This window comes from Pedobacter kyonggii (assembly GCF_004310665.1).
GTDB classification, from domain to species: Bacteria; Bacteroidota; Bacteroidia; order Sphingobacteriales; family Sphingobacteriaceae; genus Pedobacter; species Pedobacter kyonggii.
The window spans coordinates 116008-131013 of record NZ_SIXF01000015.1; the positions used below are offsets into that span (position 1 = coordinate 116008).

Genomic DNA, 15006 nt, shown 5'->3' on the forward strand with positions numbered 1-15006 from the left:
TCTGATCGAAACCTTCTTTCTTCCAACCTTATTTGTTATATCAAAAAAAAAGGTCCCGATGAAAATCGGGACCTTTTTTTTGATTCTTTAAAGAATGCTTATTCAGCAACTACTTCAAAAGGAACCTGAACTTTAACTTCTTTGTGTAAGTTTAAGTTAGCAACATATTCGCCAACAAATTTAGGTTCAGTTTCGAAAGTAATACGACGACGGTCTACATCAAAGCCTTGTGCTTTTAATGCTTCAGCAATCTGGATGGTGTTAACCGCTCCGAAGATTTTTCCGCTTTCGCCTGCTTTAGCACCGATTGAAAGTTTAACATCAGTTAAACGTTCAGCAACACCTTCAGCATCTTTCTTAATTTTATCTTGTTTAAAAGCAGCTTGCTTCAAGTTTTCAGCTAAAACTTTTTTAGCAGAAGAAGTAGCTAATGCTCCAAATCCTTGAGGGATCAAATAGTTACGGCCATAACCTGGCTTTACTGTAACTACATCATCTTTCTCGCCAAGGCCTTTAATATCTTGTTTTAAAATAATTTCCATATCTCTAGCCTCCTATTTTAATTGATCAGCAACGAAAGGTAACAAACCGATGTGACGGGCACGTTTAACTGCCTGAGCCACTTTACGTTGGAATTTTAACGAAGTACCAGTTAAACGGCGTGGTAATAATTTACCTTGATCGTTAATAAATTTCAACAAGAAATTTGCATCCTTGTAATCGATGTATTTAATTCCGTTTTTCTTGAAACGGCAATATTTTTTACGGTTATCCTCTACTTTAGGGGCAGTTACGTATTGTATTTGTTCTCTTGCCATTACGCTGCAACCTCCTTAGTTTTTTTGTTAAAAGCACCACTACGCTTTTTCTCATTGTAAGCAACAGCGTGTTTGTCCAAACGGATTGTTAAGAAACGTAACACACGCTCATCGCGTTTTAATTCAAGCTCTAATTTTGCGATCAAATCACCTGAACATTTGTATTCAGTTAAGTTGAAGAATCCGTTTGATTTTTTCTCAATTGGATACGCTAATTTTCTCAAACCCCAATTATCCTCTTGGACAATTTCGGCTCCGTTATCAACAAGGATTGCTTTATATTTGGCTAATGCCTCTTTAGCAACTTCTTCTGATAACAAAGGGGTTAGAACGATAACAGTTTCGTACTGATTCATTGTTATAAATTATGTTTTTAATTTTTAATCCCGAGGTATATTACGGGGATGCAAAAGTAACAATATATTTCTTAAAATCAAATCTTTAATCGAAAATGAAGCAACTAAATAATGAAATTAATTTTTGCTCCCCGAGATATACTATAGAAAAATTATTTCCGGTTAAAGAAATAGTTTACACCTACACTGATACGCTCTATATATACATTATAGTGAATATAACGGCTTATTGCAGATCTAGATGAATAGGTTGCGGATAACTGTATCTTTTTGTTAAAGGTTAGGCCAGCCGAAATCTGCGGACTGAGATTAAAGGTCTCGAGTTTAACCTTATCCTTTTCTACAGTAATGGTATTGGTAAGCGAATAGCCAGAAGTAGAAACATTGTCAGCATAAGCGGAAAAATTGAAACCTGCACCAGCGGCAAGAAAAACCTTTACACGACTGGTATTGTAAAGGTTATATAAAATTTGCGGAGTTAAGACTGCAGAGTATTGTTTAAAACTATGGGTTACATCAGGCCGGTAGGTCTCATTCAATATAGCAGAAAAGTCGCCTTTGTTCATCAAAAAAGACAGCTCTGTTCTAAAAAGCAGTTTGCCTATGTTAGGATTAAAATAAATATCCACTCCAGCTGTTAAAACGGGAGAAAAGTTTGTCTTTCCGCTCTGATTACCAAAGGATGATTCACCTCGGTAACTAGCATTGCTGGCGTTTAAACCCAAACCAGCAAAAAACTTACTGTTGTAACTGGATTTTGCAACAACATCCCCATTTATATCAGCAGTTATTTTTTTAAGTGCTGTACCTTTATATTCCAGTCCGGTTACCCGTTTTTCTAAATTCTTGCTACCGGGTTGATATTTGTTCAAAAGCAACAATAACTGATTTAAGTACTGATCGCGGCTTTTTGCAATGGCATTATTAACTTCATCTAAATACACTTCCTTAACCAGCTCTACCGGCTCAGATACCTCCTTGTCTTTGATGTAAAACCGCTCTTTAATGATATCCTCATAGCTGTATAAAGTAACATTTTTTCCGTCTTGCAAAACCTGCAGAAAAACGGTATCGCGCAGCGTTGTTAAATTTATACCAACAGATAAAGAAGGAATGTCCCTTTTACTTTGACTAACATTTACAATAAATTTACTGTAATGAGCCTGGTTACTAATATTTATCTCTTCGGCATCATTTTTTGAAAATACCTGCACCTTGCCTTCTATAGTACTTTTAAACCTAAATGAAGTGGGGCTCCTATAACTTTCTTTATAATCGACAAAACCATTCAAAGTATCTTTCGAAATGGTAATTACATATCCTTTAAGGAAATTGGACTGTGCTTTTGATGTTAGAACGGCGAGCAGCATACAGCCAGTCAAAAAATATTTCATCTTGCGTTAATTTAAAGCGCGAATATAATAAAAGAAGGCACACGGAGCAATCGCCAGTTGCTAAAAAAATATTCAAACAAAAAAAGGGAGACTATCTATCCGACAATCTCCCCATATCAATTAGCTGTAATGTTTAATAAGTTTGTATCGTTTTAACAAAACTCTCTTCTTTATACGTCACTACAAACGTTAATTCTTTAGAATCTGTTTTGCTGATATTGAATTTTTTTGTTAACTGCGCTTTATCTTTAAATACTTCGTTGTAAACCTCGTCATTGTATTCGTTGTATACTTTAACTTCGATCGGATTTTTATCCAGGTTATCCAGATCAAGGGTAATTACCTGATCTTTTTTAGTATAAACCGGTTTAAATATGTTAGAAACTTTTGGTTCAGACACCAATGCCTCACCATCTTTGATGGTTACTGTATATTTAGCCAGTTTTAATTCAGACTCTACTTTAAGCACATAGTTTCCATCAGGAAGTGCGTTTAAATCATAAACCTTGCTTGAGAAAGCTGAAGCATGGATATTTTCTTCAAATAAAACTTCCTCATCTGCACCGATCAGTGACAGATTAACGTCTTCTGCCTTATCTACAGAAAAACGGATAAACTTTTCTTTTTCGCCTTTTACTTTTAGCGTAAAATTATCATCGTTAGCGTGAACACCCGTAGCAGTAAAAAGTAAGGCTGCTATTAAACCGATTTTTAAGAACTTTTTCATAACCAATATTTTTAAAGAGTTAATAATTATATGACACCACTAAGGTATGGAGGTAACTGAGATATAGATGATTGCATATTTTCCAATATCTATGCTATATTACCCCAATTACTGGGGTATTTTGCCATAAGTTATAATAAAGCATATTTTTTATGTATTTTAGTGCAATAAATTAGAAAATAATGAAGCCAAGTTTCGAGGTTGTTGAGCCTTCTTTCGGGAGTTCATTCTATTATTCAAAATATGTAGAGAACGCCAACAACATGGCGCACCTCTGGCATTACCACCCCGAAGTTGAAATGGTATTTATAAATGGTGGTGCCGGGAAAAGGCAGATCGGCAGCCACGTTTCTTATTATACCGATGGCGATCTGATCCTGATCGGCAGCAACCTCCCCCATTGCGGCTTTACCGATACCAATACGGGGAACAAAAACGAAACGGTAATCCAGATGAAGCCCGATTTTTTAGGCGCCACTTTTTTAGGCCTGCAGGAGATAAAAGGAATCCATGAGCTTTTTGATAAAGCAAAGGCTGGCATTGCATTTGGCAGTGAAACCAAGAGTATGGTAGGCGACCGCATCGAAATGATGGACGATCAGCCTCCATTTGATAGGCTTTTAACCCTGCTCAGCGTTTTAAAAGAACTTGAACATGCCAAAGATTATAAAATTTTAAATGCCGATGGGTTTTCGATGGAAATGCAGGTGCAGGATAACGACCGCATTAATATGATCTTTAACTATGTAAAAGATCATTTTCAGGATCAGATCAGTTTGCAGCACATCGCAGAAATGTCAAGCATGACCGTTCCCTCCTTTTGCCGATATTTTAAAAAGATCACCAAAAAAACCTTTACCCATTTTGTGAATGAATACAGGGTGGTTCATGCTTCAAAGCTTCTGGCCGAAAAACCCATCAGTATTGCCAATATTTCTTACGAAAGCGGTTTTAACAACTTTAGCCACTTTAATAAATTGTTCAAAGAGTTTACCGGCAAAAGTGCATCAGAATACAGGCATGAGCTTAAATCGCTGATTAAATAAATGAGCATGAACAAATCCCTACTATTGATATTCTTAAACGTCATCAGCCTATCTCTTTACGCTCAATATGTTGACATTAACTTGGTTAACTGTAAAATAAGCGAAACCGAGCAAAAGAAGATAGAGAAACTGATAGCTTACGAACGCATGTTCTGCAATGAAATTTTCGAAACAAGGGAGAATATTACCGCACCTGTTAAAATAAACCTCTATGGAAAAGGTAAAGATTACAGGTTAGCGCAAAAAACATATAGCGCACCAATAAATAGTGCTGGATTTTATATTGCCGCAATTAACGAAGCCTTTGTGTATAAGAGCAGCGATTTTATTTCGGTAGCACTCCATGAGGCCAGCCATAGCATTTTCCAGTTTAATTTTAAAAAATCGCCTAAATGGCTAAACGAAGGCCTTGCAGAGTTTTTCGAAACACTAGATTTTGACAGTGAGGGAAATTTATACTCCTATCCACAAAGCGGTAGAATTAAGCGTATAAAAGCAGGAATAGATTCGAAAGACAGCGAAAGGCTAAAAAGTTTCTTTAAAATATACAGTGGTTCATTTTACGGACATGATATAGACGACAATTACAACACAGCTTACAGTGTGATCTACTTTTTTATAAAATCTAAAAGAACAGACCTGCTTAAAAAAGTAATTAAACTAAATACGCAGGGTTACGATACCGAAAAAGCGATTGAACTTACTTTTGGCAGTTTTGACCGGTTTGAAGAAAGATATAAGCTATTTTACAACTATCATAAATAAATTGTTCTTTTAAGCTTAAGCCTCCTGCCTGATCATATTACAACTTTTCAACATTCCAATCTTACCACATTCCAACTGATAAAAAATTCCTATTTTCGTGCCGATGGAAAATTTTATCGTTTCTGCCCGTAAATACCGCCCAGCCACCTTCGAAACCGTTGTTGGCCAGCAGCATATTACCGGTACGTTAAAAAACGCCATTAAAAACAATCAACTTGCCCAGGCATTTTTATTCTGCGGGCCTCGTGGTGTGGGTAAAACAACCTGTGCACGTATCCTTGCAAAAACCATTAACTGTACCAACCCTACAGCAGAAATGGAAGCCTGTGGCCAATGCGACAATTGTCTTTCTTTCCAGAACGGGCATTCTTTTAATGTTCACGAATTAGATGCGGCTTCAAACAACTCTGTTGATGATATCCGTAGCTTAATTGAGCAGGTTAGAATACCACCACAAGCGGGAAAATATAAGATCTATATCATTGATGAGGTTCATATGTTATCGCAGAGTGCATTTAATGCCTTTTTGAAAACATTGGAAGAACCGCCTTCTTATGCTATTTTTATCCTGGCCACCACTGAGAAACATAAAATCCTGCCGACTATTTTATCACGTTGCCAGATTTTTGATTTCAACCGGATCCAGGTAGAAGATATTGCCAGTCACTTATCAACCATTGCCCAACGCGAAAATATTGCGTTTGAAAGTGATGGTTTGCATATTATTGCCCAAAAGGCAGACGGTGGACTGCGTGATGCGCTTTCAATGTTCGATCAGATTGCAAGTTATGCAAACAAGAACATTACTTATAAAGCTGTAATCGATAACCTAAATATTTTAGATTACGATTATTTTTTCAAGCTTACTTCTTATTTAACCGCAGCAGAAGTTAGCCAAACCCTACTCCTGTTCGACGAAATTTTAAATAACGGTTTCGATGGGAATAACTTTATAAATGGCCTGGCTTCGCATTTCCGTAATTTATTGGTGGGTAAAGATGCATCTACCATTAAACTCTTAGAAGTTAGCGAAAACATCAAGCAAAAATATCTCGATCAGTGCAGGCAAACAGAATTATCGTTTTTGTTAACAGCATTAAACCTGGCCAATACCTGCGATCTAAATTACAAGAATTCTAAAAACCAGCGTTTACAGGTAGAGCTGGCACTGATTAAAATGTGCCATATCCGGTCGGTCGTCAATTTAGCACAACAGCCTTTAAGCCCTAATAACACAGCAACTGACGTAGATCAGGATAAAAAAAAAACTAATGTCGTAGCCGGGCAGGAAGAAACAACAAAGCCAAAAACAGAAAGCGAAAATACGGTCCAAGCCGTGGCGCCTGTTGCTAAAAGTGCTGTTTTACCTAACATTCCTGCAGAAGAAAAACCTAAGGAAACACCCAGGGTTGGTCCGCCACCATCTGCAACTTCCATCAGTATCAATATTCCAAAGCCCAATGCGATAAGCACACTCATTCCATCGTTAAACGATCTGGACCGGGTTGCACAGGAAGATGACGATAAGGGGCCCAAAAAAGTTACGGGCGAAGCCAGAGAACCTTTTAGTTACGACCGCTTATTGGAAGTATGGAATGCCTTTACTCAAAAAATGAAGGCGACCGATAAAATCAATCTTTTTACCATCTTAAATAATTTCGCGCCTACGCTTTTAAATCCCGAGCTGATCGAAATCTCGGTGGAAAGTAAAACACAGGAACACCTTGTACAACAAGAATCTGTTGAGCTGTTGAACTTTTTGAGAAACGAACTTAGCAATTTTGGTGTAGAGGTTACCTACAAACTTGTTGAACGTAAAATAGAAAACAGGCTTTATGGCAACCGTGAAAAGTATGATTACCTGGTAAACAAAAACCCAAAGCTTGACGAATTGCGCAGGAGATTTAACTTAGATGTTAATCCTTAAATTTCAGATCCGACAACTGAACGATACTTATCCGGTTAAAAATTACTAAATAAAAAGCAGGACTACACACTATCGTAAATGTTTAACCCTGCTTTTCCTATTATGATTGTTTCGTCAACTAACTATCCTCACGACAGTAATTTATTGATTATTTTTGGGGCGTATCGTTAATCGGATAACCTTCTTCATCTAAATCATCGCGATTATCTTCGGGTGTACGGGCAAGTATTTCGTCTTCAGGACTGAGTTTAACACTTTCCCCGTTATCAACATGCATACCCAGCTCTTCCAGATTATCTTCGGCAACTTCTTCATTGCGTGCATATTCATCGCCAATATAAGGATTCGCTTCATCATAGGTAGAATCATCATCTTTGGCACCAGCAGCAACCGTTTCGTATCCCATCGGGTGGTCGTAATCTTTATCTGTACCCTTTACATCAAACTCATAACTTTGCTTATTTTCATCGTAAGAAAGGTTCTCCTTATTGATTTCACTGTTTTCTGTGGTGCTATGTATTTTATCCTGCGATCCTTTATTCTCGTTAATTGCCATGGTATGGTCTCCTATAATTTTTATATAAATATAACAAAAGGATTCTGATAAGGTTTTTTCTTTAGCGATAGAATCTTAATATTATTTGGGCGTGCCCCAAGCTTCGCAAGGGTCGGGCGATTGTCGGTAAGTTCCTTCTTACACAGACTATCTGTAAAATCAACATGTGAATCCGCGGCCTTAGTTTGGCTTTCATTTCGTTCTCTGGGGACACAAACCGAGGAAATAGAGTTGTCAACTCTCTAGCAATATACAGATAAGTTTTTCTCCTTATTTATTAGGAAAGCAGGGACACAAGCTTTTGGGCTACACAGTCCCGCTCGCGCTTCTGCCGATTGAAATATCGGCATCCCGCTTTGATCGGGTTTAAGTTGCTTAAATAGTACTACTATCAGATGTAGAATAAACCCGACCGACAGCGTCATCCCGATTTAAGCAATATTGTTTCACCGCTACTTTTATCGGAATGAAGCAAAGGGCGGGGCTAGCAGAACCGAAGCAGTACAGGCTCTGATTTCCAAAAACAAAATACTTGTTAAATTTCTTGCAAAATGGTTATAAATTCGACAACGCTATTCCATAAAAAAAGCGTCCCGATTTTATGTCGGGACGCCAAAATATTTAAGAGTTGTCAACTCCATACCAGAAGCATATTAAAGTTGACAACTCAGATTTAGCTTACAAACTAGCCAAAGAAGTATTCAACGTTTCGCTCGGACGCATAGCTTTACTTGCCAACTCATCGTTAGGGTTATAGTAACCGCCAATGTTTTGAGGCTTACCTTGAGAACTGATCAACTCTTCATTAATTTTCGCTTCGTTTGCTAATAAAGTTTTAGCCAAGGGTGTAAATCTTGCTTGCAAATCAGCATCCTTGGTTTGCGCAGCTAAAGCTTCAGCCCAATATAAAGCCAAATAGAAGTGAGAACCACGGTTATCGATAGTACCCAATTTTCTGCCTGGAGATTTGTCGGTTGCCAAGAACTTAGCGTTAGCCTCATCCAAAGCATCGGCCAATACCTGCGCTTTTGTGTTGTTCTGTGTTTGAGATAAATGCTCTAAAGAAGCTTGAAGTGCCAGGAACTCGCCTAATGAATCCCAACGCAAATAACCTTCTTCGATAAACTGCTCAATATGTTTTGGGGCAGAACCACCAGCACCAGTTTCGAACAAACCACCACCGTTCATTAAAGGTACAATAGATAACATTTTAGCAGACGTTCCTAATTCTAAAATCGGGAATAAATCTGTCAAATAATCGCGCAATACGTTACCGGTAACCGAAATGGTATCTAAACCTTTACGGATACGCTCCAAAGTAAATTTAGTCGCTTCTATTGGTGCAAGGATGCGGATATCCAAACCAGTAGTATCGTGGTCTTTTAAATAAGTATTTACTTTAGCAATGATTTCTCTATCGTGTGCCCTGTTTTCATCTAACCAGAAAACTGCCGGTGTTTCTGATAAACGCGCTCTGTTCACTGCTAATTTTACCCAGTCTTGAATTGGTGCATCTTTAGTTTGGCACATGCGGAAGATATCGCCTTTTTCTACTTTCTGATCGAAAAATACTTTACCATCAGCATCAGTAACACGAATTGTTCCAGCAGCAGTAGCCTGGAAAGTTTTATCATGCGAACCATATTCTTCAGCTTTTTGAGCCATTAAACCAACATTTGGTACCGAACCGATTGTGGTTACATCAAAAGCGCCATTTGCTTTACAGTCATCAATGGTTGCGGTGTAAACACCGGCATAACAACGGTCTGGAATTAAAGCAATAGTATCTTGTGCTTTACCTTCTTTGTTCCACATTTGTCCCGAAGTACGGATCATTGCCGGCATCGAAGCATCAACAATCACATCCGATGGCACATGAAGATTGGTAATTCCTTTATCAGAATTAACCATGGCCAAAGCAGGTCCGTTTTCTATGACCTGAGCCAAAGCAGCTTCAACTTCAGCTTGTTTTGCGTTGCCTGCAATTTTAGCGTAAACATCGCCTAAACCATTTCTGGTATCGATGTTCAGTTCTTTGAAAAGATCGGCATATTTAGTAAACACATCTGCAAAGTAAACTTCAACAATGGCACCGAAAATAATCGGATCAGAAACCTTCATCATCGTTGCTTTTAAGTGCGCAGATAACAATACGCCTGCTGCCTTAGCTTCAGCAATTTCTTTGGCTACAAAAGTTTTCAATGCCGATAAGCTCAATGCAGAACTATCGATCACCTCTCCTGCTTTTAATGGCGACAAAGCTTTTAATTCGGTTACAGCCCCATCAGCAGCAACAAATTCTATTTTAAACTGACCTGCTTCAGCAACTGTTGTAGATTTTTCCGAACCGTAAAAATCGCCTTCAGTCATGCTGGCCACTTTGGTTTTCGAATCTGCAGACCATTTACCCATCGAATGTGGATTTTGTTTGGCGTAGTTTTTAACCGCTTTAGGTGCCCTACGATCAGAGTTACCCTCACGTAAAACAGGGTTTACAGCTGAACCTAAAACTTTTGCATATTTAGCTTTGATTGCTTTTTCTTCATCACTCTGTGCATTATCAGGGTAATTTGGAATCGCAAAACCCTGCGCCTGAAGCTCAGTAATTGCACCTACCAATTGAGGGATAGAAGCAGAAATATTTGGTAATTTGATAATGTTAGCTTCAGGAGTGGTAGCCAGGGCACCAAGCTCTGCTAAAGCATCACCAATTTTTTGATCGTCTTTTAAATACTCAGGAAAGTTTGCCAAAATTCTTCCTGCTAAAGAAATATCTCTGGTTTCTACATCAATACCTGCTGATGCGGTAAAAGCTTGTACGATAGGTAAAAGTGAGTAGGTTGCCAACATAGGCGCCTCATCGGTTTTGGTGTAGATAATTTTTGATGTATTTGACATGTTTATATTGATTTTGCTTATTAAGGTTAACTATTCAATCGGTTTCCAGATTTGTAAACCGACCTTTTTAAAATCGCCTAAAGATAAAATAATCGAATGAATTAAGGAACATCGCAATGTTATTTATGGTTTGAATTGTGGTATTACTTTTTAGATGACAAGTAAAAATTAATGAAATAAAGTCGTTTTGGAGCGCAAGGTCACGGGCAATTATTAAAGTCATTCCTGCGCTCCACTTTATCCCGATAGAAAAAATCGGTATGCCCGCTCCGACCAGGGCTATAAACTTAGGCCTGTAGCACAGAAAACCGGCATAGTAACAGAAAATGACGAAACTAAACCTGATCGAACGGTCCCGATTTTTCATCGGGAAGGTATAGCAGAAAGAAATTAACCTATCGAATACCGCAATTGCTTTTCAAAAAAAACAAACGACCATATCATAATCATAATAAAGTATAGTTTTATCTGTCTTTAGTGCAACACCACAATATTTTTTTTGTGAAGCATTTCTTTGGCTAAACTTTTGTAGCGTCAAAACCATATACTATCTATTTTAAATTTTTTAATTGAAAATGACCGAACCTACCTTAGATCAACAGTTAAATGCCCGCAAATTCGAAGAGGCTAAAAGTCTGATGCATAACGGAGAAAAACTTTCCAAAAGCATTCAGGAACATCATAAATCATCTATTTTTGATCATCTGGTGAGAGAGAAACAGTACGAAATCCTGAATATGATGCTAAAGGATAAAACAATCGAAACCGACATTTATGAATTCGACAGTTTTGACAAAAGCATTTTTCAGGCTATTGTTCGGAACATTGGTAATGACGATGAAGATATTGCATTTTTCAATGACTTTATTACTCATTTCGACAACTTAAATGACGAGGTTAACACCAAAACACTATTAAGTTATTTCTTCGAAAACGGGGTGAGTTTAGCGCTGATCAAAGCATGTATCGATGCAGGCTGCAGTGCCAATTTTAAAAACAATGCAGAAGAAAACTACATCCATCAGGTGGTGAAAAGCAGTTTTCGAAGGTATAACCTAAACGATGAACAGACTACCGATCTGCTTAAAGGATATATCGATATTCTCCTTAGCGAAGGTGTTGATATTAATGAAGGCAATGTGGTGCAGGAAAGCCCATTAATTACCGCAATAAAGTTTAACAAGAAAAATTTAATCGCCTATCTGCTCGAAAATGGCGCCGACCCCAATCATACCGACCGGGATGGAAATTCAGCTTTCTTTTATGCAGTGGCACATTCGCAGAGCGAAAACATATACGATATGCTGCGCGATTTCGCCTCACCAGCTTTCGATCAGGTTAATAAAAACGGCGAAACACTTTTATTCGAATATGTTCGGATGATGTCGAACAGTGAAAGTGGCATAAACTTCCTTAAAAAACTGATTGAAGATGGCGCTGATTTATATCAGGCCGCCATGTGGTATGGCGCTGATAAAACACCATTGGACATTATAGCCGAAAAACAGGCTGATATTTTAGAGGCCGTGTTAGAAAGCGGGCAGGTAGATGTAAACAGGGCCGATAATGAAGGGAATACCCTGCTGCATAAAGTTTGTGCCTACAATGTAAACTATGAAGCAGAAAAAGCAAAAGAAACCTATCGAAAAGTAAAGCTCCTGCTCGAAAACGGTGCAGATATTGCTGTTACAAACGATCAGGATCAAACCGCACTGATGCTTGCCTCAGATGATAACCTGAAAATAAAAACTGTAGAACTGCTCATGAAACAATCTTAACATATGTCGATGTCATTTATTATTGCCTGCGAAAGCGGCAAGCGCAAAATAGCCGAACTTTTATTGGCCAACCAAGAGGTAGAGGTAGGTTATACAGATGAAAAAGGCAGGACAGCCCTCCATTATGCCGCCCACCGTGGATATTTAGACCTTGTACAGATTTTAATAGATCGTGGGGCAGCTTTAGATTACGAAGATCATGCTGGTGAAACACCTTTTTACTTTGCCTGTTTACAAAAACAGAAACAAACCGCACTATTTCTTTTAGATAAAGGTGCAAGAGTTGACATTAAGGATTTTAAAGGCAATAGCTTATTACACCTTACTGCACAAAGCGGACAGATTGAAGTGTTAGAAAAACTACTCAATCAAGGTCTTGAAGTTGATGGTGAAAATAACGAGGCAGAAACGCCATTGCTTATTGCTGCAAGCTGGAGGAGCAAAGAAATTGTTCAAAAATTATTGGAATTTGGCGCCAATATCAATACCACAAATAAACATGGTGATTCACCATTAATTTTTGCGGTTAAATCAAAAAACACACCAATGGTTGAGCTTATTCTCGAAAAAGGAGGAAATATCAACCATATTAATCATGCCGGAGAATCGGCCTTATTAATTGCCTGTTATGATGCCAACAGGATGTTGACCAAAACATTGGTAGAAAAGGGCGCAGACGTATTCGTTTCATCAAAAGATGGCCTCTCGCCTATCTGGTATGCCTGCGCCAATAACCAGAAAGAAATTGTCGATTTATTTTTAGCCAATGGAATAGATGTAAACTATGCAAAACCGCTTTCGGGTAACGACGATTCGATGTATTCGTACTTAGAATGGGTGGAAACCGCCAATAACATTTCAATTTCGGCCAGCTTCTCTTTCGATAACAATTACAACTTCGGAGGCGAAAGCATGCTGCATGTAGCAGCCAAAAGCGGCCATTTAAGTATGTTAAAGCTATTAATAGAAAAAGGCGCAAATATTGATATTCAGGATGAAAGCGGAAACACTGCCTTACATTACTCGGCTGCGAATGGCAAAAAAGATGCGGTAAAATTTTTACTCGAAAAATCAGCCGACCCTACCATTGTAAATGTAAAAGAACAGAAAGCAATAGATTATTCGAACATTAAGGGTTTTAATGAAATTACAGAACTTTTGTTGAAATTCGGTCCGTCCAATATGGCTTCTCAACCATTTAAAAACACTGCCCCTGCAGAAAGCAGTGCTGAACCAGTAAAAAATGATATGGCAGCAAAAAAGCAGGCTTTGTTAGACCTGAAAGAATTATTGGATGCCGGAATTTTATCGCAGGAAGAATTTAATGCGGAAAAAGTTAAGATATTAAACGGTTGATTTGCTTTAAGATATCGTCATTGCGAGAAGGGTTTTTCAGCCGATGAAACAATGACGAACTTTTCTACTGAAAATATTGTTGAATAAGCTTTTAATTATAAATTTATCTTCAGAAATATAATCCGATCAGGAAATTCGACTTTAACGCTCACCAAATGAAAAGTAACCCTAAAATCAAACTTCAATTATCTACCTTTTTCTTTCTTTCCATCTTTATATATGCCTGTTCGCCAAAACTGTATCTAGATGAAGCTAAACGCTACCAAGCAGGAACATTAACCGATGCACAAGTAGATTCCCTGCATCTTTTTTTAAAAGAAAACCAGAGGCTTGCCTTAAAAGATACCATTATCATCAAATATGATTTCAATAAAGACGATTGCTGGAAAGACCTTAGCTATCAGAACGCAGAGTTCTTGAACAATGTAAGATGGACGTTTCAAAAAAACATTCTCGAAAAAGCCGAGGCCAGACCAAAAGTTGCCATTTACCAATACCGGGAGGAAGGAAAAAGTTTCAGTCAGGTTAAATCGAAGGGTTTAGAAATAGAAACCGATTCGGGTTTTCTTAGAAAATTTTTATTTAAAGAGGCAACCTCTTGTGGAACCTCAGCAATTATTCTTCCCAACGGAAAATTTTTACTGGTAAAATCAGACCCGCAATTCTCTGCGCTGATATTAGATGCTAAATGGATAAACCAATTGTATTGACCCCCTCTCGCCAATTCCAGACACAAACCCAAATAATTGATTGTCAATCCATAAGCAAGTAACTTAATTTTGGCGAGAGGGGTCAGTCAATCTTGGTTTATGCACCTCTCATACCACCATCGGCAAGTATGAACGTGATGAGATGGTGCCGTCCATCGATGTGGCCAAGAAACTGGCCAGGATTCTGGATACTACCGTGGGCTACCTTTTAGGGGAAAATGACCAGGCCAATCTGTTTAAAGACCCCGCAATGCTAAGGCGCTTCCAGGATATTTCCGTACTGCCCGAAAAAGAAAGGGAATACCTACTCACAACAGTTGACTACTTCATCAAATCCGCCAAGATTGGCGCAATGTAAAACAACAAAAGCCACCCGAAATGCACTGCCCCCAAAAAGTTAGACACTATTTGGGGGCATTTTTATGCGAAGAAAGTACACAGCAGAATTTAGGCTGAAGCTAGTCAAAGAATATCTAGCAGGACAATCCAAGAAAGGATTAGCAGAACTTCATGGAGTTCCACGAACATTACTGAGAAGGTGGATAAGCTATTATGAATCATTTGGTAACCTCGGATTGGTTTCAAAGAAAACCAACAATTATCCAATTGAGCTAAAGGTTTTAGCCATTGAATGTTATCGAGACAAAACTCTATCTTTGAAAGAATGTTGTATCC

General features: G+C 38.2%; 14 protein-coding genes and 1 pseudogene. 8 read left to right on the plus strand and 7 right to left on the minus strand.

Annotation, left to right across the window (positions count from 1 at the left end; all coding sequences use genetic code 11):
• Positions 1-98: 98 nt before the first annotated feature.
• The 5 genes from rplI to EYS08_RS15755 form a co-directional block, all read right to left on the minus strand.
• On the minus strand, positions 99-542 hold the full coding sequence (rplI, locus tag EYS08_RS15735; protein WP_029277406.1) for a 50S ribosomal protein L9: 444 nt from the start codon (positions 540-542) through the stop codon (positions 99-101).
• A gap of 12 nt (positions 543-554) precedes the next feature.
• Positions 555-818 (minus strand): 30S ribosomal protein S18, encoded by a 264-nt coding sequence (rpsR, locus tag EYS08_RS15740; RefSeq protein ID WP_010599582.1) that lies wholly within the window; start codon positions 816-818, stop codon positions 555-557.
• On the minus strand, positions 818-1174 hold the full coding sequence (gene rpsF / locus EYS08_RS15745; RefSeq protein WP_131030931.1) for a 30S ribosomal protein S6: 357 nt from the start codon (positions 1172-1174) through the stop codon (positions 818-820). Before rpsF ends, rpsR begins: the two co-directional genes overlap by 1 nt.
• A 152-nt stretch (positions 1175-1326) precedes the next feature.
• Positions 1327-2568, minus strand: a complete 1242-nt coding sequence (locus EYS08_RS15750) for a porin family protein (protein ID WP_131030932.1) — start codon at positions 2566-2568, stop codon at positions 1327-1329.
• 133 nt (positions 2569-2701) lie between these two features.
• Positions 2702-3295, minus strand: coding sequence for a hypothetical protein (locus EYS08_RS15755; RefSeq protein ID WP_131030933.1), 594 nt, complete (start codon positions 3293-3295; stop codon positions 2702-2704).
• 182 nt (positions 3296-3477) lie between these two features.
• On the opposite strand from EYS08_RS15755, the gene EYS08_RS15760 reads away from it, so the two are divergent.
• The 3 genes from EYS08_RS15760 to EYS08_RS15770 all read left to right on the plus strand — a co-directional run bounded on the left by EYS08_RS15760 (position 3478) and on the right by EYS08_RS15770 (position 7033).
• On the plus strand, positions 3478-4341 hold the full coding sequence (locus EYS08_RS15760; RefSeq protein ID WP_131030934.1) for an AraC family transcriptional regulator: 864 nt from the start codon (positions 3478-3480) through the stop codon (positions 4339-4341).
• A gap of 6 nt (positions 4342-4347) precedes the next feature.
• On the plus strand, positions 4348-5106 hold the full coding sequence (locus EYS08_RS15765) for a DUF1570 domain-containing protein (RefSeq protein WP_165456483.1): 759 nt from the start codon (positions 4348-4350) through the stop codon (positions 5104-5106).
• A gap of 103 nt (positions 5107-5209) precedes the next feature.
• Entirely contained in the window at positions 5210-7033 is a 1824-nt protein-coding gene (locus tag EYS08_RS15770) for a DNA polymerase III subunit gamma/tau (RefSeq protein WP_131030936.1), read from the plus strand.
• Positions 7034-7181: 148 nt separating this feature from the next.
• Here EYS08_RS15770 and EYS08_RS15775 read toward each other — a convergent pair whose 3' ends face one another.
• A complete protein-coding gene (locus EYS08_RS15775) occupies positions 7182-7589 on the minus strand; it encodes a hypothetical protein (protein WP_131030937.1) in 408 nt (135 codons plus the stop codon).
• 678 nt (positions 7590-8267) lie between these two features.
• Positions 8268-10487, minus strand: coding sequence for an NADP-dependent isocitrate dehydrogenase (locus EYS08_RS15780; protein WP_131030938.1), 2220 nt, complete (start codon positions 10485-10487; stop codon positions 8268-8270).
• Between the two features lie 575 nt (positions 10488-11062).
• On the opposite strand from EYS08_RS15780, the gene EYS08_RS15785 reads away from it, so the two are divergent.
• From EYS08_RS15785 to EYS08_RS15805, 5 genes and pseudogenes are all read left to right on the plus strand, one after another.
• Positions 11063-12265 carry an ankyrin repeat domain-containing protein gene (locus tag EYS08_RS15785; RefSeq protein ID WP_131030939.1) on the plus strand — a complete coding sequence of 401 codons (1203 nt, stop codon included), beginning with the start codon at positions 11063-11065 and terminating at the stop codon, positions 12263-12265.
• Positions 12266-12274: 9 nt separating this feature from the next.
• On the plus strand, positions 12275-13621 hold the full coding sequence (locus EYS08_RS15790; RefSeq protein WP_244215970.1) for an ankyrin repeat domain-containing protein: 1347 nt from the start codon (positions 12275-12277) through the stop codon (positions 13619-13621).
• Positions 13622-13776: 155 nt separating this feature from the next.
• Positions 13777-14331: a hypothetical protein gene (locus EYS08_RS15795; protein WP_131030941.1), complete on the plus strand. Its 555-nt coding sequence runs from the start codon at positions 13777-13779 to the stop codon at positions 14329-14331.
• 109 nt (positions 14332-14440) lie between these two features.
• Positions 14441-14689: pseudogene (locus tag EYS08_RS15800) on the plus strand (helix-turn-helix domain-containing protein); the annotation flags it as partial.
• 64 nt (positions 14690-14753) lie between these two features.
• On the plus strand, positions 14754-15006 hold a 253-nt coding region (locus tag EYS08_RS15805; RefSeq protein ID WP_165456484.1), incomplete at its 3' end, for a transposase.

Excerpts from the sequence above, each read along its gene's own strand:
- rplI (WP_029277406.1), bottom strand. The coding sequence starts at position 542 with ATGGAAATTATTTTAAAACAAGATATTAAAGGCCTTGGCGAGAAAGAT.
- rpsR (WP_010599582.1), bottom strand. The coding sequence starts at position 818 with ATGGCAAGAGAACAAATACAATACGTAACTGCCCCTAAAGTAGAGGAT.
- rpsF (WP_131030931.1), bottom strand. The coding sequence starts at position 1,174 with ATGAATCAGTACGAAACTGTTATCGTTCTAACCCCTTTGTTATCAGAA.
- EYS08_RS15750 (WP_131030932.1), bottom strand. The coding sequence starts at position 2,568 with ATGAAATATTTTTTGACTGGCTGTATGCTGCTCGCCGTTCTAACATCA.
- EYS08_RS15755 (WP_131030933.1), bottom strand. The coding sequence starts at position 3,295 with ATGAAAAAGTTCTTAAAAATCGGTTTAATAGCAGCCTTACTTTTTACT.
- EYS08_RS15760 (WP_131030934.1), top strand. The coding sequence starts at position 3,478 with ATGAAGCCAAGTTTCGAGGTTGTTGAGCCTTCTTTCGGGAGTTCATTC.
- EYS08_RS15765 (WP_165456483.1), top strand. The coding sequence starts at position 4,348 with ATGAACAAATCCCTACTATTGATATTCTTAAACGTCATCAGCCTATCT.
- EYS08_RS15770 (WP_131030936.1), top strand. The coding sequence starts at position 5,210 with ATGGAAAATTTTATCGTTTCTGCCCGTAAATACCGCCCAGCCACCTTC.
- EYS08_RS15775 (WP_131030937.1), bottom strand. The coding sequence starts at position 7,589 with ATGGCAATTAACGAGAATAAAGGATCGCAGGATAAAATACATAGCACC.
- EYS08_RS15780 (WP_131030938.1), bottom strand. The coding sequence starts at position 10,487 with ATGTCAAATACATCAAAAATTATCTACACCAAAACCGATGAGGCGCCT.
- EYS08_RS15785 (WP_131030939.1), top strand. The coding sequence starts at position 11,063 with ATGACCGAACCTACCTTAGATCAACAGTTAAATGCCCGCAAATTCGAA.
- EYS08_RS15790 (WP_244215970.1), top strand. The coding sequence starts at position 12,275 with ATGTCATTTATTATTGCCTGCGAAAGCGGCAAGCGCAAAATAGCCGAA.
- EYS08_RS15795 (WP_131030941.1), top strand. The coding sequence starts at position 13,777 with ATGAAAAGTAACCCTAAAATCAAACTTCAATTATCTACCTTTTTCTTT.